Source organism: Pseudomonas costantinii (assembly GCF_001870435.1).
Classification (GTDB): domain Bacteria; phylum Pseudomonadota; class Gammaproteobacteria; order Pseudomonadales; family Pseudomonadaceae; genus Aquipseudomonas; species Aquipseudomonas costantinii.
Genome location: NZ_MDDR01000046.1, coordinates 88,917 through 113,601, shown reverse-complemented (window position 1 = coordinate 113,601; position 24,685 = coordinate 88,917). Strand labels below are relative to the sequence as shown.

At 59.5% G+C, this 24,685-nt stretch carries 23 protein-coding genes; 18 read left to right on the top strand and 5 right to left on the bottom strand.

The window, feature by feature from the left end; all coding sequences use genetic code 11:
• Nucleotides 1-173: 173 nt before the first annotated feature.
• From scpC to BFL40_RS26685, 16 genes are all read left to right on the top strand, one after another.
• Nucleotides 174-1,667 carry a succinyl-CoA:acetate CoA-transferase ScpC gene (scpC, locus tag BFL40_RS26760; RefSeq protein WP_071486759.1) on the top strand — a complete coding sequence of 498 codons (1,494 nt, stop codon included), beginning with the start codon at nucleotides 174-176 and terminating at the stop codon, nucleotides 1,665-1,667.
• 319 nt (nucleotides 1,668-1,986) lie between these two features.
• The gene (locus BFL40_RS26755; protein WP_003214752.1) at nucleotides 1,987-2,202 is read left to right on the top strand and encodes a DUF1127 domain-containing protein; all 216 of its coding nucleotides are present in this window, start codon (nucleotides 1,987-1,989) and stop codon (nucleotides 2,200-2,202) included.
• Nucleotides 2,203-2,466: 264 nt separating this feature from the next.
• Nucleotides 2,467-2,652 (top strand): DUF1127 domain-containing protein, encoded by a 186-nt coding sequence (locus tag BFL40_RS26750; protein ID WP_071486758.1) that lies wholly within the window; start codon nucleotides 2,467-2,469, stop codon nucleotides 2,650-2,652.
• Nucleotides 2,653-2,810: 158 nt separating this feature from the next.
• Nucleotides 2,811-3,131 (top strand): DUF2388 domain-containing protein, encoded by a 321-nt coding sequence (locus BFL40_RS26745; protein ID WP_071486757.1) that lies wholly within the window; start codon nucleotides 2,811-2,813, stop codon nucleotides 3,129-3,131.
• 106 nt (nucleotides 3,132-3,237) lie between these two features.
• A complete protein-coding gene (locus BFL40_RS26740) occupies nucleotides 3,238-3,546 on the top strand; it encodes a DUF2388 domain-containing protein (protein ID WP_071486756.1) in 309 nt (102 codons plus the stop codon).
• Between the two features lie 26 nt (nucleotides 3,547-3,572).
• Complete coding sequence (locus BFL40_RS26735; RefSeq protein ID WP_071486755.1) at nucleotides 3,573-3,893, top strand: DUF2388 domain-containing protein; 321 nt, start codon at nucleotides 3,573-3,575, stop codon at nucleotides 3,891-3,893.
• Entirely contained in the window at nucleotides 3,890-5,851 is a 1,962-nt protein-coding gene (locus tag BFL40_RS26730; protein WP_071486754.1) for a DUF7844 domain-containing protein, read from the top strand. The genes BFL40_RS26735 and BFL40_RS26730 overlap by 4 nt, the downstream gene beginning before the upstream one ends.
• A gap of 257 nt (nucleotides 5,852-6,108) precedes the next feature.
• Nucleotides 6,109-7,416 (top strand): CitMHS family transporter, encoded by a 1,308-nt coding sequence (locus BFL40_RS26725; RefSeq protein WP_071486753.1) that lies wholly within the window; start codon nucleotides 6,109-6,111, stop codon nucleotides 7,414-7,416.
• Nucleotides 7,417-7,481: 65 nt separating this feature from the next.
• Nucleotides 7,482-8,249 carry a TerC family protein gene (locus BFL40_RS26720; protein WP_071486752.1) on the top strand — a complete coding sequence of 256 codons (768 nt, stop codon included), beginning with the start codon at nucleotides 7,482-7,484 and terminating at the stop codon, nucleotides 8,247-8,249.
• A 285-nt stretch (nucleotides 8,250-8,534) separates the two neighbouring features.
• Nucleotides 8,535-10,193, top strand: coding sequence for a Na/Pi cotransporter family protein (locus BFL40_RS26715; RefSeq protein ID WP_071486751.1), 1,659 nt, complete (start codon nucleotides 8,535-8,537; stop codon nucleotides 10,191-10,193).
• A gap of 62 nt (nucleotides 10,194-10,255) precedes the next feature.
• The gene (locus tag BFL40_RS26710) at nucleotides 10,256-11,638 is read left to right on the top strand and encodes a M16 family metallopeptidase (protein ID WP_071486750.1); all 1,383 of its coding nucleotides are present in this window, start codon (nucleotides 10,256-10,258) and stop codon (nucleotides 11,636-11,638) included.
• A 70-nt stretch (nucleotides 11,639-11,708) separates the two neighbouring features.
• Nucleotides 11,709-12,740 (top strand): DUF5924 family protein, encoded by a 1,032-nt coding sequence (locus BFL40_RS26705; RefSeq protein ID WP_071486749.1) that lies wholly within the window; start codon nucleotides 11,709-11,711, stop codon nucleotides 12,738-12,740.
• 54 nt (nucleotides 12,741-12,794) lie between these two features.
• Nucleotides 12,795-13,943, top strand: coding sequence for an ABC transporter permease (locus BFL40_RS26700; RefSeq protein ID WP_071486748.1), 1,149 nt, complete (start codon nucleotides 12,795-12,797; stop codon nucleotides 13,941-13,943).
• Entirely contained in the window at nucleotides 13,940-14,743 is an 804-nt protein-coding gene (locus tag BFL40_RS26695; protein WP_071486747.1) for an ABC transporter ATP-binding protein, read from the top strand. Before BFL40_RS26700 ends, BFL40_RS26695 begins: the two co-directional genes overlap by 4 nt.
• A 1-nt stretch (nucleotide 14,744) precedes the next feature.
• Nucleotides 14,745-15,683: an MlaD family protein gene (locus BFL40_RS26690; RefSeq protein WP_071486746.1), complete on the top strand. Its 939-nt coding sequence runs from the start codon at nucleotides 14,745-14,747 to the stop codon at nucleotides 15,681-15,683.
• On the top strand, nucleotides 15,680-16,321 hold the full coding sequence (locus BFL40_RS26685) for an ABC-type transport auxiliary lipoprotein family protein (protein WP_071486745.1): 642 nt from the start codon (nucleotides 15,680-15,682) through the stop codon (nucleotides 16,319-16,321). The genes BFL40_RS26690 and BFL40_RS26685 overlap by 4 nt, the downstream gene beginning before the upstream one ends.
• Nucleotides 16,322-16,436: 115 nt before the next feature.
• Here the strand turns inward: BFL40_RS26685 and BFL40_RS26680 are convergent, their stop codons facing one another.
• The 4 genes from BFL40_RS26680 to BFL40_RS26665 all read right to left on the bottom strand — a co-directional run bounded on the left by BFL40_RS26680 (nucleotide 16,437) and on the right by BFL40_RS26665 (nucleotide 20,271).
• Entirely contained in the window at nucleotides 16,437-17,666 is a 1,230-nt protein-coding gene (locus BFL40_RS26680) for a nucleoside recognition domain-containing protein (protein ID WP_071486744.1), read from the bottom strand.
• Between the two features lie 95 nt (nucleotides 17,667-17,761).
• A complete protein-coding gene (gene gltP / locus BFL40_RS26675) occupies nucleotides 17,762-19,093 on the bottom strand; it encodes a glutamate/aspartate:proton symporter GltP (RefSeq protein WP_071486743.1) in 1,332 nt (443 codons plus the stop codon).
• Between the two features lie 650 nt (nucleotides 19,094-19,743).
• Nucleotides 19,744-19,908 (bottom strand): DUF1328 domain-containing protein, encoded by a 165-nt coding sequence (locus BFL40_RS26670; RefSeq protein ID WP_003170804.1) that lies wholly within the window; start codon nucleotides 19,906-19,908, stop codon nucleotides 19,744-19,746.
• 78 nt (nucleotides 19,909-19,986) lie between these two features.
• On the bottom strand, nucleotides 19,987-20,271 hold the full coding sequence (locus BFL40_RS26665; RefSeq protein ID WP_071486742.1) for a hypothetical protein: 285 nt from the start codon (nucleotides 20,269-20,271) through the stop codon (nucleotides 19,987-19,989).
• A 383-nt stretch (nucleotides 20,272-20,654) separates the two neighbouring features.
• On the opposite strand from BFL40_RS26665, the gene algB reads away from it, so the two are divergent.
• Nucleotides 20,655-22,001 (top strand): sigma-54-dependent response regulator transcription factor AlgB, encoded by a 1,347-nt coding sequence (gene algB, locus BFL40_RS26660; RefSeq protein WP_071486741.1) that lies wholly within the window; start codon nucleotides 20,655-20,657, stop codon nucleotides 21,999-22,001.
• A 10-nt stretch (nucleotides 22,002-22,011) separates the two neighbouring features.
• Nucleotides 22,012-23,799 (top strand): KinB sensor domain-containing domain, encoded by a 1,788-nt coding sequence (locus BFL40_RS26655; protein WP_071486740.1) that lies wholly within the window; start codon nucleotides 22,012-22,014, stop codon nucleotides 23,797-23,799.
• Between the two features lie 65 nt (nucleotides 23,800-23,864).
• Here the strand turns inward: BFL40_RS26655 and BFL40_RS26650 are convergent, their stop codons facing one another.
• On the bottom strand, nucleotides 23,865-24,641 hold the full coding sequence (locus BFL40_RS26650; RefSeq protein WP_071486739.1) for an N-acetylmuramoyl-L-alanine amidase: 777 nt from the start codon (nucleotides 24,639-24,641) through the stop codon (nucleotides 23,865-23,867).
• Nucleotides 24,642-24,685: the final 44 nt, after the last annotated feature.

Here is a 24,685-nt window from a genome sequence, read left to right as displayed (position 1 = left end):
CCGCGCTCTGCGTGGGAATGCATCCGGGGATGCTCTGCGTCCCGCTTTGCACATACATGAAACCCGACCAAAGGCTCTAAATCGGTGCCCGGCATTCGACCATGGTAGCGGGCCGAATTTTTTTGAAATCACTAAACTGCGCACCTTGCTTCCGTAGCCCGAGATAACAATCCATGTACCGTGATCGTATCCGCTTGCCTTCGTTGTTGAACAAGGTCATGAGCGCGGCAGACGCCGCCGCACTGATCGAGGACGGCATGACCGTCGGCATGAGCGGCTTCACCCGTGCCGGTGAAGCCAAGGCCGTCCCCCACGCCCTGGCCGAACGCGCCAAGACCTCCCCGCTGAAAATCACCTTGATGACGGGCGCCAGCCTGGGCAATGACTTGGACAAGCAACTGACCGAAGCCGGTGTTTTGTCCCGACGCATGCCGTTCCAGGTCGACAGCACCTTGCGCAAAGCAATTAACGCCGGCCAAGTGATGTTCATCGACCAGCACTTGTCGGAAACCGTTGAGCAACTACGCAACAACCAGCTCAAGCTGCCGGACATCGCGGTCATCGAAGCGGTCGCGATTACCGAACAAGGGCATATCGTGCCGACCACCTCCGTGGGAAACTCGGCCAGTTTCGCGATTTTCGCCAAGCAGGTGATTGTCGAAATCAACCTCGCGCATAACCCGAACCTGGAAGGGCTGCACGACATCTATATCCCGACCTACCGGCCGACCCGCACACCAATCCCATTGGTGAAAGTCGACGACCGTATCGGCAGCACCGCGATTCCGATCCCGCCGGAAAAGATCGTTGCCATCGTCATCACCAACCAGGCCGACTCGGCCTCCACCGTGACACCGCCGGACGCTGATACGCAGGGCATCGCCAATCATCTGATCACCTTCCTCAAGCAGGAAGTCGACGCCGGGCGCATGACCAACAAGCTAGGTCCGCTGCAGGCCGGGATCGGCAACATCGCCAACGCGGTGATGTGCGGCCTGATCGATTCGCCATTCGAAGACCTGACCATGTACTCGGAGGTGCTGCAGGACTCGACGTTCGACCTGATCGACGCCGGCAAGCTGAGTTTTGCCTCGGGCAGCTCGATCACCTTGTCGGAGCGTCGTAATGCCGACGTGTTCGGCAACCTGGAACACTATAAGGACAAGCTGGTACTGCGCCCGCAGGAAATCTCCAACCACCCTGAAGTGGTGCGTCGCCTGGGCATTATCGGGATCAACACCGCGCTGGAGTTCGACATCTACGGCAACGTCAACTCCACCCATGTCTGCGGCACGCGGATGATGAACGGCATTGGCGGCTCCGGGGACTTCGCGCGCAACGCGCACTTGGCGATCTTCGTGACCAAGTCGATTGCCAAGGGCGGCGCGATTTCCAGTGTCGTGCCAATGGTCAGCCATGTGGACCACACCGAGCATGACGTCGACATCCTGGTAACCGAAGTGGGCCTTGCCGACTTGCGCGGCCTGGCACCTCGGGAGAGGGCGCGAGTGATCATCGACAACTGTGTGCACCCGGCCTACCGCGATGCGCTGAACAGTTACTTCAACGCCGCCTGTGCAATCGGCGGGCACACCCCGCACATCCTGCGCGAAGCACTGAGTTGGCACATTAACCTGGAAGAAACCGGGCATATGCTCAAGGCTTGATGGATACAGGATACGAGCTGATGCAAACACAGTTTCATCAGCTCGACTGTATCTCTGCCACTTCTGAAAAAAACTGTACTGCTGTACCGGTCATTTCCTACCGAAATATCCTACGATCCGAGTCTAAAATACCTATTTCGCACTATTTCAGTGCCGACAGGTACAGTTGCCCCAATTCTGTACAGTACAGCCGCTATAAACAGTTAACTGGGCTCTCACAATACAGGTGAACTGTATCTGGAGAGTCTTGCGCTGGAAGAGGATCATTGGCATCAGTTAAACCACTACCTAATCCCGCCACAAGCGGAAGGATGTCACCATGGAACGTACACTCAGTTCCGATCTGTTCTTCGAAGAAAAAGCTGTAAACACCCAGGCCTCCCTGCCTTTGCGCGTTCTCGCCAACCTGATGTTGTGGCAGCGCCGCATCTCCAGCCGCCACCAACTGGCTCGTCTGGATTCGCGTCTGCTGGCTGACGCCGGTATCAGCGAAGCTCAACGCTACGAAGAGCTGAGCAAGCCGTTCTGGCGCTAATTTAGCGCTCGCTGGCCCTGACCTACCGGGTCCACCGCCAGCACCCTGATTTGTCAAAACAAAGCCCGCCCCGGGAAACCGGAGGCGGGCTTTGTTGTTTCTAGGATTTGGACTTTTCAGGTACCGAACAGAACATTCGTACAAGGATAGGTACAGTTAAAAAAACACAACAGTTAAGCAGTACAATTTAACTTCAGTGTATCTGTATCGGTAAAGGTAAGCCGCTCAACATGGTGTTCCAGGACCTCACGAAAGGCTCCAACCATGAACACCCGTCTCTCTTCCTATAAGCCGTTGTTGAGCCGTGCCGCCTACGCACTGCTCCGGTGGATGCAGCGCGCTCACGAACGTCGCCAACTGGCCCAACTGGATCCGCGAGAACTGTCCGATGCCGGCATCACCTCGGGAGACCGAATGGCCGAGCTGTCCAAACCGTTCTGGCGTGACTGACAGTCAAGACGCTTCCCGAACGGATAAACGGCAGCTTAAGATCCCGTCACCACGTGGCGAACCTTGTAGAACGGGCGTCTGATGCTCAATAGCAACAATGTCCGTTTCACAGTGGCCGCTGTGCGCCGCTTTATTTGTTCATCTAGAGGAGTCATTCCATGTCCCGTCTTCGCCTATTGAGTGCTGCGGCCCTGTTGGCCTTGGCTGCTAACGCCCACGCGAGCAGCCTCATCGTGACCACCGACTCGATCGTCGGCGCGCTGAAAGCCACCTCCGATGCCAGCTCCGATGCCACTTCTTCCCTGCGTGACAACAAGGTCGTGCAGGCCGCCCGTGACGACGCCGCCAGCTTTGTCGCCAGTGAAGGCGCCATCCGTGGCGTGAAGTTAGAAAGCGCCCTGGCCCAGATCCGCCAGCAAGCCCCGCAACTGAACACCGCGACTGACGCACAGCTGGCCCAGGCCATTCTGGCCATCTGACGGCAGGTCGACATTTGGAAGCGCCAGCCGCTTCCAAATGTGTCAACGCTGGCTCTCGCCCAGGCATTACGCTAGCCTTGGCGCTCGCTTTCAGTTGTCGAGTCCCATGGCTTTTTCATACCGCCTGTTGATCGTTCCTGTGCTGTTTTCCGCCTGCTGGTCACCATTGGCTTCGGCCTTTGACGCGACCACCCAGAGCACCGTCATAAGTGTGTACGCCACCAGCAAGGTGACTTCCGCGCCCTTTGACAAGAAATTGGTACTGGCCGCCCAGGATGACGCTGCCGCGTTTATTGCCACTGACGGCCAATGGCGGGGAGCGCGACTGGAATCCGCGCTGGATTACCTGCGCCGCACCCAACCAAAACTTAACGCCAGCGACCTTGAACTGGCGCAAGCAATTCTCGTCCAATAATCATCTTTGTATTTCGGAGTTATTTCATGCGTAGCCCGCTGATCGCCGCCGCTCTCGGCCTGCTGTTGTTGGCCGATGTTGCCCACGCGCAAACCTTGAAGGCCACCAGTAACATCATCGTCCGCGCCTCGGCCCGCACGATTGATTTCACCTCGGATACCACCACCTCCATCCGCGACTCCAAAGTCGTTCGCGAAGCCCATGATGACGCAGCCAGTTTCGTCGCCACCAATGGCGAAATCCGTGGTGCGCAACTGGAAGCCGCCTTCGACACCCTGCGAACCCGCGTACCAGAAGCCCGCGACGCCAGTGACCAGACCCTCGCCGAAGCTATCCTCGCCCTGTGAGGCGCATCGCCACCTGGCTACTGGCCGGGACTGTGCTGCTCTGTGCAGGCGCAGCCCAGGCCAGCCTGCAACTGCGGCTCAAGACCGACGGTTTGAGCCCGGCCGAACAGCAGGCCAGCCAGGCATTGCTTGATGAAGCGATGCGCTCGTTGCCGCCGCGCTTTATCGAGCAGCTGGATCGGCGTATCGATGTCGGCTGGACCGACAAGATGCCTGAAAACGCTTATGGCCAGGCCTCTCTGGTGTCCGAACTGGACCTCAACAGCAACCTGCTCGCCAGCCTGACCGACGGCAGCGCCGCCACCCAGAAAACCAATCGCCCCCACGGTACCGTGCGCCGCGAAATGCTCGCCACCGTGCTGCATGAGCTGACCCACATCTATGACCGTGCGCGCCTGTGGTCCAAAGACGACCGCACGCTGATCCAGCGTTGCAGTCGCCAGAACAACATCACCGGCCTGATCGGCCTGCCCGATCAATGCCGTGGCCAGAATGACCGCCGTTTTACCCTCAGTGATGACCCGCGCCTGCTGGACCTTGCCGGCTGGCCGCAATATGTCGGCCGTCGCGGCGAGCGTGAACAGCACAATCACCAAGTCGCCCGCAGCCCGGATATCTACGAAACCACCAGCCCGCTGGAGTTCGTGGCGGTCAACATGGAGTACTTTCTCCTTGACCCCAGCTACGCCTGCCGCCGCCCCGCGCTGTTCCGCTATTACAAGGAACACTTCGGCTGGGCGCCGCCTGAGCAGGACACCTGCGCCAAAACCTACGCCTTCCTGAACGCAGGCAACGACTTCGCCAAGACACCGCTGGGCCAGATCGATCCGGAGCGGGTGTATGAAATCGACTACCTGCTGGCCGAAGCCAACCAGAACCTGGTGAGCCGATGGGGCCACAGCATGCTACGCCTGGTGATCTGCGCACCCGGTCGCCCACGTGGCCCGGACTGTCGGTTGGACCTGGATCAACATCTGGTGCTGTCCTATCGCGCCTTTGTCGGTGACGTGCAGTTGTCGAGCTGGGATGGCCTGATAGGCAAGTACCCGTCGCGGCTATTCGTACTGCCGCTGTCCCAAGTGATCGACGAATACACCAAGACCGAGCTGCGTGGCCTGGCGTCTGTACCGCTGAAGCTTTCACGCCAGGAAATCAACAACACTGTCGAGCATGCCGCCGAAATGCACTGGAGCTACGACGGCAACTACTTCTTCATTTCCAATAACTGTGCGGTGGAGAGCCTGAAACTGTTGCGCAGTGGCAGCGCCAACCCGCAGCTGACCGGCCTGGACAACATCACGCCTAACGGCTTGCTGGAGGTTCTCGCCGCCCGCGGCCTGGCCGACACCAGCGTACTCAACGACAAACGCGAGGCACTACGCCTGGGTTATCACTTCGACTCATTCCGCGAACGCTACCAGGCGATGTTCGACGTGCTGCGCAAACACCTGCCGATCAAGCAGGCCCAGGTCGAAGATTGGTTGTCCCTCAGCGCCCAAGAGCGTCGCCAATGGTTCAGCCAGGCCGACCTGCGTACCAGCGCCGCGCTGTTGCTGCTCGAGCAGGCCAGCTATCGCAAGCAACTGATGCTGGCCCAGGACGAAGTCAAACAACGCTACCTCAGTGCCCGCGAGCTGAAAAACGGCGGCATGGAAAAGGCCAACAACACGCTGCAACAAATCCTCGCCAACAGCGGCTTTCTCAGCCGCCCCGCGGAATTGCTGGGCAGCGGCGGCTATGGCCTGCCGCAACCCTCGGAATCCAAACGCCTGGAATCGGAAAGCGCCCAGCGCCAGAAACAGCTGCAATCGTTGACTGGCGACCTGGATAAAGAGGTGAGGGCGCTGCTGGACCCTTCCCGCGCCGACGAGATCGCCGCCTGTGAAACCAACCTCAAGCAGATGGGTGAGCATCTACGGGCCTTGCACAAAGCGGCGGGTGGCTTGGAGCTACCCTAAATACGCCTTACAGAAAAAGCCTACAAACCTCCCATCATCTGATTGCTCAGCGAAAGCTGGCTGAAAGCTTCCCCGTCTAGGATCGCCCCCCACTACCGGCAACAGACCGGCTGTTAACAACAACAATGGTGATTCCTGATGTCCGCTCGTACCCGCCTGTTTGCCCCAACTCCACCCGTACGCCTCGTGCTTTTCGTTCTGCGCTGACCCTCATTCGGTTCGCCATTCCCTAGCCGCGCTATGCCTGGAGTATTCCTATGCTGACTTTCCTTGGCTTTGCCATGGTCATCACGTTCATGTTCCTGATCATGACCAAGCGCCTGTCTGCGCTGATCGCCCTGATCATCGTGCCGATCCTGTTCGCCCTGTTTGGTGGCTTTGCACCAGAGATCGGCCCGATGATGCTTGCGGGCATCACTAAGCTTGCGCCGACCGGCGTGATGCTGATGTTCGCCATCCTCTACTTTGCCCTGATGATCGACTCCGGCCTGTTCGACCCGGCCGTGCGCAAGATCCTCAAGATGGTCAAGGGCGACCCGCTGAAAGTCTCGGTCGGCACCGCCGTGCTGGCCTTGGTCGTCTCCCTCGACGGTGACGGCGCCACCACCTACATGATCTGCGTGGCGGCCATGCTGCCGCTGTATCAACGCATCGGCATGAGCCCACGGATCATGGCCGGCCTGATCATCCTCGCCGGTGGCGTGATGAACATGACCCCCTGGGGTGGTCCGACCGCCCGCGCCGCCAGTGCGCTGCATGTGGACCCCTCGGACATCTTCGTGCCGATGATCCCGGCCATGGCCGTCGGCGTCGTCGCGATTCTGGTGATCGCCTACATGTACGGCCTGCGCGAACGTGCACGCCTGGGTGAACTGCACCTGCAAGGCGATGAGATCGACCACAGCGAAATCAGCGTGTCGCAATACCCCGATGCCCGCCGTCCGAAGCTGATCTGGTTCAACGGCGCGCTGACCTTCGCCCTGATGTGCACGTTGATCGCCGGCCTGCTGCCGCTACCGGTGCTGTTCATGGTGGCATTCAGTATCGCGATGATCGTCAACTACCCGTGCCTGCAAATGCAGAAGGACCGCATCGCCGCCCACTCCGGCAGTGTACTGGCGGTCACCGGCCTGATCTTCGCGGCCGGTATCTTCACTGGCATTCTGTCGGGCACCGGCATGGTCGATGCCATGTCCAAGAGCCTGCTGGCAGTCATCCCTGACGCACTGGGCCCATACCTGGCTGTGATCACCGCGCTGGTGAGCATGCCGTTTACCTTCTTCATGTCCAACGATGCGTTCTACTACGGCGTTCTGCCAGTACTCGCCGAAGCCGCCAGCCATTACGGCATCACCGCCGTAGAAATGGCTCGTGCGTCCATCGTTGGCCAACCCGTGCACTTGCTCAGCCCACTGGTACCGTCGACCTACCTGTTGGTGGCCCTGGCCGGGATCGAGTTTGGCGATCACCAGCGTTTCACCCTCAAGTGGGCAGTACTGGTGTGCCTGTGCATAATGTTCGCCGCATTGCTGATGGGGATTTTCCCGCTGTTCAGCACTCTATAATCGTACCGACCTAACCGCGCGGCGCTGCAGCTTGCGCGGTTTAACATTTGCTCAAAGGAATACACATGGAATGGCTGACCAATCCGGAAATCTGGATTGCCTTCTTCACCCTGACGGCCCTCGAGATCGTCCTGGGCATCGATAACATCATCATGATTTCGATCCTGGTCAGCCGCATGCCCAAGCATATGCAGGCGCGTACCCGGATCTTCGGCTTGGCCCTGGCCATGATCACGCGAATCCTGTTGCTGCTGTCGATCACCTGGGTCATGCAACTGACTGCCGATTTGTTCGTGGTGTTCGGCCAAGGCATTTCCGGTCGCGACCTGATCCTGTTCTTCGGCGGCTTGTTCCTGCTGTGGAAAAGCTCCCAGGAGATGTACCACGCGCTGGAAGGTGAGGACGAAACCCACGACGAGCCGAAGGGCGCCGGTGGCAAGTTCATCTACACCATCGTGCAGATCGCCATTATCGACATCGTGTTCTCCCTGGACTCGGTCATCACCGCCGTCGGCATGGTTTCCCATGTACCGGTCATGGTCGCGGCGATTGTCGTAGCGGTGCTGGTGATGATGCTGGCGGCCGGCACCATCAGCGAATTCATCGACAAACACCCATCGCTGAAAATGCTCGCGCTGTCGTTCCTGCTGGTGGTGGGTACCGTATTGATCGCCGAGTCTTTCGACGTGCACGTACCAAAAGGCTACGTCTACTTCGCCATGGCGTTCTCCCTGGCCGTGGAGGCGATCAACATCAAGATGCGCACCGCCATCGCGAAAAAGAGGAAACAGCAGGATCCTGTGAAACTGCGCAAGGACATTCCGGGTCAATAAGCCCGAGCGCGTATGATCGTTCCCGCGCTCCGCGCGGGAATGCCTCCTGTGACGCTCCGCGTCACGACCTCAAAAGCAGACGCAGAGCGTCCAGTGCGGCATTCCCACGCAGAGCGTGGGAACGATCTTGCTGATTTCATGACAGTTTTGTTTCAATCCCCACTTTAGCTATGCGATGCTGGCGCGCAGCCCATTCGCCAACTACAGCTTAAGTACAAAACGTAGACCGGCACGCGGCAATTCTTATTTGCTCTTCTTGGAGCTAACCCACACGGGGGGCCGAGCATGCTGACCTTGCTCAATCTGCTTTCCGCCGTGACCCTGCTTATCTGGGGCACGCACATCGTCCGTACCGGCATCTTGCGGGTCTACGGCTCCAACTTGCGCCAAGTCATCGGGCAGAACATGTCCAAGCGCTGGCTGGCGTTTGTCGCCGGTATCCTGGTGACGGCCATGGTGCAGAGCAGTAACGCCACAGCGATGCTGGTGACGTCCTTTGTCGGCCAAGGACTGATGAGCCTCACGCCCGCGCTGGCGACCATGCTCGGCGCTGACGTCGGTACCGCGTTGATGGCACGGGTGCTGACCTTTGACTTGTCCTGGCTGTCACCACTGCTGATCTTTCTCGGGGTGATTTTCTTCCTGTCGCGCAAACAAACGCGGGCAGGGCAGATGGGCCGGGTCGGGATCGGCCTGGGCCTGATCATTCTGGCGCTGCAATTGATCGTCGAAGCCGCCGGGCCGATCACCCACGCGCAAGGCGTCAAAGTCATCTTCGCCTCGCTGACCGGCGACATTTTGCTGGATGCCTTGGTCGGCGCCTTGTTCGCGATGATTTCCTACTCCAGCCTGGCCGCCGTGTTGCTGACGGCCACCTTGGCCGGTGCCGGTGTGATCGGCCTGCATGTGGCCATCGGCCTGGTGATCGGCGCCAACATCGGCAGCGGCGTACTGGCTTTTCTCAGTACCAGCATGCAGAACTCCGCAGGCCGGCAAGTGGCGCTGGGCAGCCTGTTGTACAAACTGATCGGCCTGTTGCTGATCATTCCCGTACTCAACCCCCTCGTACGCTGGATGGACGGTTTGGACTACAGCGCCCAAGGCATGGTCATCACCTTCCACCTGCTCTACAACGTCAGCCGCTGCCTGATTCTGTTGCCGACCATTGGCCCGATGTCTCGCCTGTGCGCCTGGTTGCTGCCGGAACAGGCAGAGGCCAACGGTAAAGCCAAGCCACGACACCTGGACTTGGCCTCGCTCGCCACCCCAAGCCTTGCCCTGGCCAACGCCGCCCGGGAAACCCTGCGCCTGGGTGACCTGATCGACAACATGCTCACCGCGATGCTGGAAGTGCTGCGCGGCAAACAAACCGCCATCACCCAGGAAATGCGCAGCCTCAGCGACGATGTCGAGGCGCTCTACAGCGCGATCAAACTCTATCTCGCGCAAATGCCCCGCGAAGACCTCAGCGAACAGGACAGCCGCCGCTGGGCCGAAATCATTGAGTTGTCGATCAACCTGAAACTGGCGGGTGACCTGATCGAACGTATGCTGCGCAAAGTCCAGCAGCAGAAAACCTCACAACGTCGCCAGTTCTCTGAGGTGGGCCTGGAAGAACTCACCGGCCTGCACAGCCAGTTGATCGCCAACCTGCGCCTGGGCCTGTCGGTATTCCTCAGTGCCGACCCCGAAAGCGCCCGCCAATTACTGCGCGAGAAGCGCCGCTTCCGCGCCCAGGAGCGCCGCCTGGCCCATGCTCACGTCAGCCGCCTGCAGCGCAAAATCGTACAGAGCCTGGAGACCAGCTCCCTGCACCTTGAGCTGATTGCCGACATGAAACGCCTCAACTCGCTGTTCTGCAGCAGCGCCTACGTGGTATTGGAAACTTCCGACACCGGCGCACTCTCCCCCGAAGATATTGCCGACATTACCCATTCGCCCTGAACGTACGACGGCGAGTGAAGTCAGTTAACAATGGACTTCACCCGCCAGGAAGCTTGTTATTTATGCGTCGCCTGTTATTCGCCTGCCTGTTAATGGGCGCTGCACACGTCTTTGCCTTTGACCGCCTGCAAGTCGAAGGCTACACCTTGCCCAACGGCCTGCAGTTGCTGCTCAAACCGGGCACCGAGCGTGGGCATGTCGCCATCCGTCTGGTGGTGGGCGTAGGCCTGGATGACTTCACCTGTGAGGAAAAGGAACTGCCACACCTGCTCGAGCACTTGCTGTTCAGCGGCATTGACGGCGGTGGCGAAGGCAATCTCGAAGACCGTATGCAAGCGCTGGGCGGTGAATGGAACGCCTACACCAGTAACGCCGACACCACCTTTGTGATCGAGGCCCCCGCGCAAAACCAGCGCAAAGTGCTGGACCTGCTGCTGGCGATCCTCACCCGCACCCAACTGACCGACGCCAACATCAATGCAGCCAAGCAAGTGGTCGAACGTGAAGACGGCGGTCATTACTCGCACCTGCAACGCCTGCTCGACCGTCAGGACCTGGGCCACACCGCCAGCAACCAATTGGCCGTGGAACTGGGGCTCAAATGTGCCGAGCGCGCAGAGGTCAGCCACCTGACCCGCGATCAGTTGGAGACGCTGCGCAAAAACTGGTACGCGCCCAACAACATGACGCTGATCATCGTCGGCGACCTCGACAAGCTGCTGCCCGCCTATCTGGAGCGCACCTATGGCCAGTTGGTCCCAGTGGAGCCGAGCGAACATCTGCCGCTACCGGAAATCCAGCACGCCGCCGCCAGCCACCGCGACCTGATTCACGGCTGGGTCGGAGATGGCGCCAAACTGCACTGGCTGTTCCCCGAACCAGTGTTGGACGACCAGCATGATGAAACCTATAACCTGCTCAAGGACTACCTCGATTGGGCGCTGTATCGTCAACTGCGCCTCAAGCACGGCTTGTCCTACGGCCCTTGGAGCGAGCGCGAAGTACTCGGTGGCGTCGGCTTCCTCAGCCTGAATGCCGACCTTGAGCGGGACAGATTGCCCGAAGCAGAACACGTGCTGCAGGCGCTTAAGGCGCAACTGCTCAAGGACGGTCTAGACCCCGCAGCCTTCGCCCGCCTGCAACAAGCCGCCATCGCGCGTCAGGCCTGGGCCGTTCAAGGTAATAGCGCACTGGCCGACTATTACTGGAGCGCGTCCGGCGACTACGCCGACGGCCACTTCAGCGACCCGGTTAAACGCATCAAAGCCGTGAGTCTGGACCAGACCAACCAGGCCATGCGCCAGGTGTTCGACCAGCCGGGTTACTGGCGCATCGAAAAGCCGCTGCTGAGCTATGACACCCTGACCTGGATCGGCGCCGGCGTGCTCGGGCTGATCGCTATCGGGGTGGGCGCTATTCGGCTTTATCGCAAACGGATCGCGTAATGAGGCACCGAACACAGGGCTAAGACGTTATTCTGTCTGGGTTTTTTCCTACACGAACTGTGAAACGCCAATGCCAAGCCTGCCGCCCCTTATCCAGCGCATTCTCGAACTGATCAAGCGCTACCCAGGGGTGATCGCACTCGGCGGCTTTATCTCGGGTGTGTGCAGCTTCATTCTGGTGGATCGCCAGCAGGGCATGGCCAGCTGGATCGCCGTGATCATGCTGGTGAGCTGGCTGTGGCTGATGCTGGAAAACAGCTTTACCCAACTGTTCACCAAAGTCTTCAAGCGGGAAATCCCCGAACCGCTGCTGCGCTACGCCACCCAGATGATCCACCAGGAAAGTCTGTTTTTTGTATTGCCGTTCTTTTTTGTCACCACCACCTGGAACAGTGGCCAATCGGTTTTCACCGGCCTGCTCGGCGCGGCGGCGTTGGTGTCAATCACCGACCCGCTGTACTACAAGTGGCTGGCGCCCAAGCGCGCTCTATTCCTGGCACTGCACACCCTGACGCTGTTCGCCGCACTGCTCACCGCATTGCCGATCATCCTGCACCTGACCACCGCAGAGAGTTACAAGTTGGCGCTGGGCGTGGCCATGGCGCTCTCGATCCCGAGCCTGGCGGTGAGCCTGCCGCTGCGCAGCATCAAAGGTTGGGCGATGTTGTTGGGGGTCACGGCCACCATTGGCTGCGCCGGTTGGTTCTTGCGCAGTTGGGTGCCGCCCGCCACTTTGTGGATGACTGAAGTCGCCATCAGCACCCAGTTGCAAGACCGCACACCGGGCGATGACCTCAAGGAAGTCACGGCAACCCAGCTGCGCAGCGACGGGCTGTACGCCTACACCGCGATCAACGCTCCGCGCGGGCTGGATGAGCGGATCTACCATGTGTGGAAGTTCAACGGCCAAGAGGTCGACCGCATTGCCTTGGATATCCATGGCGGGCGCAAGGAGGGCTACCGCGCCTGGACCCACAAACAGAACTTCCCAGCCGACGCGGTGGGGCGCTGGCAGGTGCAGGTGCTGACAGAAGACGGGCAGGTCATTGGTGTGCTGCGGTTCAAAGTTACTGACACAGCACAAACGGACAACCCAAAATAGGCTGTATCGTGCTATTACGTAGGGATTGTGGATAGCCAAACAAGCTCGGAGCTTATGACCACTCGTACGACGGCCGGTGCCGCCCACCTCGATACATCTACCGCTCCCCCGTTACTCAGGATTACGGGGGACTGGACGCTTGCCCACTACGCAAACCTGAAAAAGCTGTCGGACAAGCTCGACGGCCAATACGACGCCGGCGCCCGCATCGACCTTAATGGTCTCGGCGCCCTGGATACTGCCGGCGCGTCGCTGCTGGTGGAGTTACTGGGCCCGGACCGTATTGAGCACTCCGCCGAACAGACCGATTGCAGCCTGTCCGCCGCTGACCGTGCGTTGCTCAAGACCGTCTACCGCTCCCTTAATGATTTCTGTGTACCGGTCAAAGCGCCGGAAGAAACCGCCGGCATCCAAGTGCTGGCGCGCATCGGCCGAGCGGTGGATACCGTCTGGCAGGACAGTAAGAAGCTGCTGGGCTTTATCGGCCTGATCCTCGAAACCTTTGCCCGTGGCATCTTCCGTCCCAAGCGCTGGCGTATCACGCCGATGGTCGCCCATCTCGAACAAACCGGCCTCGACGCCGCGCCCATCGTGGCGCTGCTGACCTTTCTGGTCGGCGCCGTGGTGGCGTTCCTCGGGGCCACGGTACTCAAGAGCTTTGGCGCGACAATTTTCACCGTGGACCTGGTTGCGTTCTCTTTCCTACGCGAATTCGGCGTATTGCTTACCGCGATCCTCATCGCCGGGCGCACCGCGAGTGCCTTTACCGCACAAATCGGCTCGATGAAGGCCAACGAAGAAATCGACGCCATCCGCACCCTGGGCCTGGACCCGATGGAACTGCTGGTATTGCCCCGCGTGATGGCGTTGCTGGTAGCGCTGCCGATGTTGACCTTCCTGGCGATGCTCTCGGGGATCGTCGGCGGCGGTGTGGTGTGCGCCGTGGCGCTGGATATTTCGCCGGCGATGTTTCTCTCGCTGCTGCAATCGGACATTGGCGTGCAACATTTCCTGGTGGGCATGGTGAAAGCGCCGATCTTTGCCTTCCTGATTGCCGCAATCGGCTGTCTTGAAGGCTTCAAGGTCAGCGGCAGTGCCGAGTCGGTCGGCGCCCACACCACCTCCAGCGTGGTGCAATCGATCTTTGTGGTGATCGTGCTGGATGCGGTCGCCGCGATGTTCTTTATGGAGATGGGCTGGTGAGTCGTTTACACCGTGCGCCCACTGAGGCGGTGATCGAAGTTCGGGGTCTGTGCAACCGCTTTGGTAGTCAGAGTGTGCATGAGAACCTCGACCTGGATTTGTACAAGGGCGAGATCCTGGCGGTGGTCGGCGGCTCCGGCAGCGGTAAGTCGGTGCTGTTGCGCAGCATCGTTGGCCTGCGCCGGCCCAGCGAAGGCGAAGTGCGGGTGTTCGGTAAGAACCTGCCAAATCTTTCGGAACATGAACGCTCGCTGGTGGAACGGCGCTTTGGTGTGCTGTTCCAGAAGGGTGCGCTGTTTTCCTCGCTGACCGTCACCGAAAACGTCGCGTTGCCGTTGATCGAACACGCGGGCCTCAGCCGCCGCGACGCCGAGCACCTGGCTGCGGTCAAACTGGCGTTGGCTGGGCTGCCGCTGTCGGCGGCCGACAAGTACCCGGCATCGCTGTCCGGCGGCATGATCAAGCGCGCGGCCCTGGCCCGAGCACTGGCGTTGGACCCGGACATCCTGTTTCTCGACGAACCCACCGCAGGTCTTGATCCGATTGGCGCAGCACAATTTGACCAACTGATCCTGACCCTGCGCGATGCGCTGGGCTTGAGCGTGTTCCTGGTCACCCACGACCTCGACACGCTGTACACCATCACCGACCGCGTGGCGGTGCTGGCGCAGAAGAAAGTGCTGGTGGCCGATGCCATCGATGTCGTCTCGGAGACGAACGACGCCTGGATTCACGAATATTTCCACGGCCCCCGGGGCCGCGCGGCATTGGATGCCGCTCAATCGCTCAACGAGGTATGACATGGAAACCCGAGCCCATCATGTGATGATCGGTCTGTTCAGCGTGATCGTGGTAGTCGGCGCGATGCTGTTTGGCCTGTGGCTGGCCAAATCCAGCGTCGACAGCGCCTTCCAGGATTACGAAGTAGTGTTCAACGAAGCGGTCAGCGGCCTGTCACAGGGCAGCTCGGTGCAGTACAGCGGGATCAAAGTGGGCGACGTCACCAGCCTGCGCCTGGACCCGAAAGACCCACGCCGCGTACTCGCACGCATCCGCCTGGCCGGACAGACGCCGATCAAAGAAGACACCCAAGCCAAGCTGGCCCTGACCGGCATCACCGGCACCTCGATCATCCAACTCAGCGGCGGTACACCGCAAAGCCCGGAACTCAGGGGCAAGGACGGCAACCTGCCGGAGATCATCGCCTCGCCATCGCCTATCGCGCGCCTGCTCAATAACAGCAACGACCTGATGAGCAGCATCAACCTGCTGCTGCACAACGCCAACCACATGTTCTCCCGAGAGAATGTCGAGCGCTTGAGCAACACCCTGGACAACCTGCAGCAAACCACCGGCGCCATCGCCGACCAACGCGGCGATATCAAGGTGGTGATGCAGCAATTGATGCAGGTGAGCAAACAGGCCAGCGCCGCCCTGGAGCAGACCACCACGCTGATGCGCAACGCCAACGGTTTGCTCAACGATCAAGGCAAGCAGGCCTTCGGCAGCGCCGAGCAGGCCATGAAATCCCTCGAGCAAAGCACCGCGACCATCAACACCTTGCTGACCAATAACAAGGACTCAGTGAACAGCGGCATGCAAGGCCTCAACGAACTGGCGCCGGCCGTGCGCGAACTGCGCGAGACCCTCGGTTCGCTGCGCGCCATCTCCCGCCGCCTGGAAGCCAACCCCAGCGGTTACTTGCTGGGCAGCGACAAGAACAAGGAGTTCACGCCATGAAGCGTGTTTACCAAATGATCGCCCCTGTGGCGCTGGCCCTGAACCTGACGCTGCTCAGCGCGTGCTCGATCCTGCCCAAGGCAGACCCGTCCGACGTGTACCGCCTGGTTTCGGCGCAGACGACGACCCAAGGCACACCGGTGACTTGGTCGCTGCGCGTGGCCAAGCCTCAAACCAGCGAGTTTCTCGACAGCCCGCGCATTGCCGTAGTGCCCAATGGCAACCTGATCAGCAGCTATGCAAACTCACGCTGGAGCGATCCGTCGCCGGTGCTGCTGCGCAATCGGTTTATGGACGGCTTCCAGCGCGATGGCCGCGTGACGCTGCTGAGCACCGACGAGACCAACCTGCAAGCTGACTATGAGCTGGGCGGGCAGTTGCAGGCGTTTCAAAGTGAGTACCGAGGCAACGCGGTGGACGTGGTGATTCGCCTCGACGCGCGGTTGGTGCGTGGAAGTGATCAGCGAATTATTGCCAGCCGACGGTTTGAAGTGCACCAGCCGGTGAGTGATACCAAGGTGCCCGCAGTGGTGGCAGGGTTTGGGTTAGCGGGGGATCAGTTGAATAAACAGGTGGTGGATTGGGTGGTGCAGCAGGGCAGTACAGCATTTGTGGCGAGGGGGCTTGCCCCCCGTTAGGCTGCGCAGCAGCCTCAATCAAACACCGCATTCCTTCAGTTAACGAGGAAACCTTATCTGGGGCCGCTTCGCGGCCCAACGGGGGACAAGCCCCCTCGCCACAGGAGTCTTTGCCTTAGCCGAAGAACCAGTAGCACACCGCAATCGCCGCCACCACACCGGCCAATTCCGCCAGCAACGCACAGCCCACCGCATGCCTGGCCCGTTGAATCCCCACCGAACCAAAGTACACCGCCAACACATAGAAGGTGGTCTCCGTACTGCCTTGAATCGTCGCCGCCACCAGTGCTGGGAAGCTGTCCACGCCCTGAGTTTGCATGGTCTCAATCAACAGCGCCCGCGCCGCACTGCCGGAGAACGGCTTGACCATTGCGGTAGGCAGCGCATCGACAAAACGCGTATCCATACCCGTCCAGGCCACCACATGGCGAATCCCTTCCAGGCCGAAATCCAGCGCGCCGGACGCACGCAATACGCCAACGGCACACAGCATCGCCACCAGATACGGCAGCAGGTTCTTGGCAACATCAAAGCCCTCTTTGGCGCCTTCGACAAACGCCTCGTAGACCTTGACCTTACGCAGCGCACCGATCACCAAAAACAGCATGATCAGCCCAAACAACGTCAGGTTGCCAAGGATCGAAGACAAGCCCGCCAGCGCCGTGGCGGACAACGTCGCCAGAAACGCCATGAAGCCACCGAGTATCAGCGCACCGGGAATCAGGTACGCCAGCACCACCGGGTCCCACAGGCGCAAACGCTGCATGATCGCCACCGACAGCAGGCCAACTAGGGTCGAGGCGCTGGTGGCCAGCAGGATCGGCAGGAACACCAGCGTCGGGTCGGCGGCGCCTTGCTGGGCTCGGTACATGAAGATGGTCACCGGCAACAGTGTCAGCGACGACGCGTTGAGCACCAGAAACAAAATCTGCGCGTTGCTGGCGGTGTTGGGGATCGGGTTAAGCTCTTGCAACGCCTTCATGGCTTTCAGGCCGATGGGCGTCGCAGCGTTGTCCAAGCCCAAGCCGTTGGCGGCGAAGTTGAGGGTGATCAAGCCAATGGCGGGGTGGCCCGCGGGCACTTCCGGCATCAGGCGGCGAAACAGCGGACCGAGAGCCTTGGCCAGCCAGTCGACGATCCCGGCTTTTTCGGCGATGCGCAAAAAGCCCAGCCATAGCGTCAGAGTGCCGAACAGCAGCACCATCACCTCAACCGACAATTTGGCCATGGCGAAAATGCTTTCCACCATCGCCGCGAAAATCCCGGCATTACCGCCGACCAGCCATTGCGCCAGTGCTGACACCATTGCCACGACAAAGAAGCCAAGCCACAGGCCATTGAGCATCAGTTAAATCCCCCGAAAGATGGGGCGAATGATAGCGGGGCTGGCAGAAACGACAAACCCCGGATTTCCCGGGGTTTGTTCAATTTACGCTGGCATCAGCCGCGGCTGGCTTCGCCGACCGGCAGCGCTTGCTTGGTGCGCCAGTGCGGCAGGGAGTTCCAGTAGCGCTCGCCCTTGGCGTCGTCGTACATGCCTTCCCAACGCGCGATAACCAGTACGGCCAAGGCGTTGCCGATCACATTCAGTGCGGTACGTGCCATGTCCATCACACGGTCGACACCGGCGATGAACGCCAGACCTTCCAGCGGGATACCCACGCTGCCCAGGGTGGCCAGCAGCACTACGAAGGACACACCCGGTACACCGGCGATGCCTTTAGAGGTAACCATCAGGGTCAGTACCAGCATCAGTTGCTGGCCGATCGACAGGTCGATGCCGTAGAGCTGGGCGATAAAGATCGCCGCAATGCTCTGGTACAGGGTCGAACCGTCGAGGTTGAACGAGTAACCAGTCGGTACCACGAAGCTGCAGATGGCTTTCGGCGCGCCGTAAGCTTCCATCTTCTCGATTACCCGCGGCAGCACGGTTTCGGAACTGGCGGTGGAGTAGGCCAGTACCAGCTCATCTTTGAAGATGCGCATCAGCTTGATCACCGAGAAGCCGAACAGGCGAGCGATCAGGCCCAGTACCACAAAAGCGAAGAACAGGATGGCGACGTAAACCAGGATCACCAGCTTGGCCAACGGTAGCAGCGAGGCGAAACCGAAGTTGGCGACAGTCACCGCGATCAGGGCAAATACGCCGATCGGGGCGTACTTCATGATCATGTGGGTGACTTTGAACATGCTCTCGGACACGCCCTGGAACATGGTCACCAGCGGCTCGCGCAGCTCAGGCTTGAGGCTCGACAAGCCCAGGCCGAACAGCACCGAGAAGAAGATGATCGGTAGCATTTCGCCACGGGCGACAGCTGCGAAGATGTTCGACGGAATCAGGTTGAGGATGGTCTCAATGAACGCATGCTCATGCTGTACTTCGGCAGCGGTCGCCTGGTACTTGGAGATATCGACGGTACCCAGGGTACTCATGTCGATGCCTGCACCCGGGTGGAACAGGTTGGCCAACAGCAGACCGACCACGATGGCGATGGTGGTGACCACTTCGAAGTAAACGATGGTTTTGACGCCGATGCGACCGAGCTTTTTAGCATCACCGACACCGGCAATGCCGACGATCAGCGAGGAAATCACAATCGGGATCACGATCATCTTGATCAGGCGGATAAAGATATCGCCCGCCGGCTGCAACACATTGCTGATCCACCAGGCCTTTTCAGCACTGAAATGGTTGAGCACTGCACCGATTGCGATCCCCAGCACCAAACCGATGAGGATCTGCCAGGCGAGGCTTAGCTTTGCCTTCTTCATGTCATTACCCTTACTTCAAGTGGACTTAAGGCAAATGCGCCAGCTGGAACGCTCGAAAGCGAAAAAGTGTGTGCATTTGCCTCCGTAGAAGGTCACCGCAGCGTGGCCGAAATGGCTTACTGGCAGGCGAAAAAAGGCGCAACTATTCCGATGCAAGGGGGCGACGTCTAATGCCGTAAACGCCTACCCTATGCCGAATCGGCATGGCTTTTTTTGAAAATAACTGTCTGAACGGTCAGTTCGAATGCGCCATTTAGGCGGGTGAATATGCCGTTAACCTGCCAAATCAGGCTCGCACAGAGATGCTGGACGACCTGGAGTCATTGGCAGAAATGCCTGAGAAATCCGATGCCTGAAGTCAGAAATGTCCTATAGCAAGGACAAAACTTTCTCGATAGATGGTCACTCAGACACACTAAGTAATGGTTAGAAAAGAGCAGAAGGGAAGTTTGCGGCTATGAGCGGCATGAGAAGCTGGGGATGAGAGTCATAAACCCGTCGCAAGTTCAGCAAGCTTGAGAACTTGTGAGCTTGCGTGCGAAGTCAGCCATTCGTTGGCCTGGTTCTAGCCGTCGCTAGCGGCCATCACCAGGCCGCTGCCACCCTGGAGCAGGGGGCAGCGATGGCTTTGAGGGGCAGAGTGGTCATGTTCAGCCTCGGCCGCGACGACCAAAGAAGAACGAAGCGATGAACATCACCAGGAAGACGACAAACAGGATCTTGGCGATACCCGTGGCGGTGCCCGCGATACCACCGAAGCCCAGGACTGCAGCCACAATGGCGATGATTAGAAATGTGATTGCCCAACTCAACATGGTGATTCTCCTTACGCGTCTATAAAGGTAACAGCGGTAGTGCCGTGCAGCCGCTCAACACCAGCGACCTTTTGTTGCCTAGAACACCCAACGCTCTTGAGTTGGCAGTTCACCTTGCGTGGACTCCTGATCTGCCAATCTCAATTGCGGGGCAGTTACATCGGCAGTAGCGCTGCCAACGGAACGGAAGTGGGTCTGGATCATTACCGGACGTTCAAATTGCAGGGTTTGTTGCTGACCCTGTTGCCAATGTTGCGCCTGCTGGCCGGCAATCAACGTGATCATCAAGGCCAGACTGGCGAAAAGCCCTTGCTGCAAGCGCAGTGGCGATACACGTATTTGACTGAGGCGTTGGCGAGTCATAGTGCATTTCTCCCGCATACTGATTATTCGTTGTTCTGGGAGAGGTATTGCAGAGCGCATGCCAGCTTTTATAAAAAATAAAAATGAATAAAATCAATTAGTTAAGAGCTAATCACAAGTGTTTAGCCTAGCATCCTGCACGATAGCCCGATCCAGACCGTGCGAAATGCACGATAGCCAACGGTCGGACCAAGGGATCGAAAGCGGTAATCGAGTTGCCGAAGTTACTAGAAGGCATGAAAGCGCCATCATCCGGCGTGTTTGTAGGAGGGCGTGCAGATAGCCACGCGAAGATGGCCTTTATCAATCAGAATCAACCATGCAACTTGCCCGATTATTCCGGGACTAATAACCATCAATCATCATTAAGGAGCGCGGGACAGATGGAATCAGCCAAGGAACTTCAAGGCCGCATTCTTTTAGTGGATGACGAATCCGCGATCCTTCGCACCTTCCGTTACTGCCTGGAAGATGAAGGCTACACCGTAGCCACCGCCAACAGCGCCGCCCAAGCTGATGCCCTCATGCAACGCCAGGTGTTCGACCTGTGCTTTCTGGACCTGCGCCTGGGCGAGGACAATGGCCTGGATGTGTTGGCCCAGATGCGTGTCCAGGCGCCCTGGATGCGCGTAGTCATTGTCACTGCGCATTCCGCCGTGGATACCGCCGTCGACGCGATCCAGGCAGGTGCCGCCGACTATCTGGTCAAACCCTGCAGCCCTGACCAACTGCGCCTGGCCACCGCCAAACAATTGGAAGTACGTCAACTCTCGGCACGCCTCGAAGCACTGGAAGGCGAAGTGCGCCAATCCAAGGACGGCCTCGACTCCCACAGCCCTGCGATGATGGTGGTGTTGGAAACCGCGCGCCAAGTTGCGGGCACTGACGCCAACATCCTGATCCTGGGCGAGTCCGGTACGGGTAAAGGTGAGTTGGCCCGGGCCATTCACGGCTGGAGCAAACGCTCGAAGAAATCTTGCGTCACGATCAACTGCCCGTCGCTGACGGCTGAATTGATGGAAAGCGAGCTGTTCGGCCATAGCCGCGGCGCGTTTACCGGTGCCAGTGAGAGCACATTGGGCCGAGTCAATCAGGCAGACGGCGGCACCTTGTTTCTCGACGAAATCGGCGATTTTCCACTCACGTTGCAGCCCAAGTTACTGCGCTTCATCCAGGACAAGGAATACGAGCGCGTAGGCGACCCGGTCACCCGGCGTGCTGATGTACGCATCCTCGCGGCGACCAACCTGAACCTGGAAGACATGGTGCGCGACGGCCGCTTCCGTGAAGACCTGCTCTACCGCCTCAACGTCATCACCCTGCACCTGCCGCCACTGCGCGAACGCAGTGAAGACATCCTGACCCTGGCCGATCGCTTCCTGGCGCGTTTCGTCAAAGAGTACGCCCGACCCGCTCGCGGTTTCAGCGATGAGGCGCGTGAAGCACTGCTCAACTACCGCTGGCCGGGCAATATCCGGGAGCTACGCAACGTGGTGGAGCGCGCCAGCATCATCTGCCCTCAGGAGAAGGTCGAAATCAGCCACCTCGGAATGGCCGAGCAACCGACCAACAACGCACCGCGAATCGGTGCGGCGCTGAGCCTGGACGAGCTGGAGAAAGCGCATATCGGTGCCGTGCTCGCCACCAGCGACACCCTGGACCAGGCGGCCCGAACCCTGGGCATCGACGCGTCAACCCTGTACCGCAAACGCAAACAGTACAACCTGTGAGCTGCACCCTATGAAGCTTGCGATGAAATTGCGCACTCGGTTGTTCCTGAGTATCTCAGCGCTGATCACCGTCGCCCTGCTGGGGTTGATCCTGGGCCTGGTCAGCGTCATGCAAATGGCCAAGACCCAGGAGTCGCTGATACGCAGCAACTTCGTCACCCTGGACCTGGGGCTCAAGCTGCGCCAGAGCCTGGGCGACCAGTTGATCATGATGCTGGAACAACGCCCCGACCCCGAGGCGCTGCAAGCCTCGAAGCAGCAATATATTGATCTGCTGGACCAGGGCATTACCCATGAACAGCGTGATGGCAGCCGCCATGGCTTCAGCCAGGCCCGTATCGACTACCAGAATTTACTGGAAGCGTTCGACGAATCCCAGCAGGTGCCCCCCCTGCCGGGCAGCAAAGAAAAACTCACCGAAACCTTCAATGTGCTGCGTAATGGGCTGATTACCGAGCACAAACAGGCCTTGGAAAATATCAGCTCCAGCGAGCATGAATCTCGTGAGAGCGCCCTCCTGATCGCCGGCCTGCTGGGTTTGGTTGGCCTCGCGGTATTGATCATCGGTTTCGTGACAGCACACGGTATTGCACGGCGCTTCGGCGGACCAATCGAAGCCTTGGCCAAAGCGGCGGACAAAATCGGGCAGGGCGATTTTGAAGTGACGCTGCCCATCTCCTCGGCAGCGGAAATGAACCAGTTGACCCGCCGTTTCGGGATCATGGCCGAAGCATTGCGCCAACATCAGGCAACCAATGTCGATGAATTGCTCGCCGGCCAACAACGCTTGCAAGCCGTGCTCGACAGCATCGACGATGGCCTGCTGATGATTGATCGCCAGGGCCACCTGGAGCACCTCAACCCGGTAGCGCAGCGCCAGCTGGGCTGGGACGAGGCACGTTTGGGCCAGGGCTTGGGTGAGGCATTGGGCCGCCCGGAACTGAATGAACAACTGCAACTGGTACTGCGCGGTGGCAGCCTGGAGCGGGCGCCGGAGGACCTGGAAGTGGAAGTCGAAGGCGAGTTGCGCCTGTTGACCTACAGCCTCACGCCCGTCAGTCATACCCAAGGGCATATCCTCGGCGCCGTGATGGTGCTGCATGACGTCACCGAGCAGCGTGCCTTCGAAAGGGTGCGCAGCGAATTCGTGCTGCGAGCCTCCCACGAACTGCGTACACCGGTGACCGGTATGCACATGGCCTTTGGGCTGTTCCGCGAGCGGACAAAGTTTCCCGCAGAATCCCGTGAAGCGGACCTGCTGGATACGGTCAATGAAGAAATGCAGCGCCTGATGCAACTGATCAACGACCTGCTCAACTTCTCACGCTACCAAAACGGCCTGCAAAAGCTCACGCTGGGGCCGTGTGACGTCACTGACCTGCTGGAGCACGCTAAGGCCCGGTTCACAGAGCAGGCGAATGCGCAAAACATCGAGTTGCTGGTAGAAGCACAATCCGATTTGCCCCGGCTGTATGCCGATCAGGCACAGCTCGAGCGCGTGCTCGACAACCTGTTGGCCAATGCCCTGCGACACACTGCCGAAGGCGGGCAGATTCGCCTGCAAGCGCGCCGCCATGGCGAGCGGGTGATTGTCAGCGTCGAGGATAACGGTGAGGGTATTGCGTATGGCCAACAAGGGCGAATCTTTGAACCCTTCGTCCAGGTGGGCCGCAAGAAAGGCGGCGCCGGCCTGGGGTTGGCGCTGTGCAAAGAGATCGTGCAATTGCACGGCGGCCGCATGGGCGTGTATTCGCGGCCGGGGCTAGGTACGCAGTTTTACATGGCACTTCCCTTGTAGGAACCCGGCTTGCCGGCAATGGCGATATTGAGGGGCGCCATCACCGACAAGCCGGGCGCCTGCAGTTAGCGGTGATTCAACGCGCGCAGGATCGCTGCACTTTCGGCATCCGGTGTGCCATCAAACAGCGATGGTCGGAAGTGCATCTGGAACGCCGCGATCACATGGCGCGTCGCGACATCCAGCTCACCGGTCTGGGGTGTCGGATAGCCCAAGCGCGCCAACTCTTCCTGGAACCACGCGATACTCGGCAGACCAGCGGCGTACTGCATTTGGAATCGAGCGACTGCCTGCGCATCCGGCCAGATCCCCAAGCCTTCAGCAGCCAAACGCTTCCAAGGGAACAACGGGCCTGGGTCGAGCTTGCGCAGCGGCGCGATGTCGCTATGACCGATGATGTTCTTGGGGTCGATGCCATTACGCTTGCTGATGTCCTTGAGCAACACCACCAACGACTGCACTTGCGCTTCGGAATACGGGTACCACACGCGGCCCGTCGGCGTGTCGCGATACCCTGGGTTAACGATCTCGATGCCAATCGAACTGGAGTTGAGCCAGGTACGGCCCATCCACTCGCTTTCGCCCGCATGCCAGGCGCGCTGGCTCTCATCCACCAGCTTGTAGATGGTCCCTGAGGCGTCGTCACCAATCAGGTAATGGCTGCTGACCTGGCCGTGGGTCAACAGCGCCAGGGAGCGCTCCAGGCTGGCTGAGGTGTAGTGGACGATGACAAACTGCACGCGGTTGTCGTGGTTCATCGAAGGATGGCTGGTGTTCAGGCGCGGGCCGCTGGCGCAGCCGGCGAGCAGGAGAAACATGAAGGCGATGTACAAAGATTTCATGGCGGAAGACATTACACTGAAGACGATAATGCAACAGTGTAACG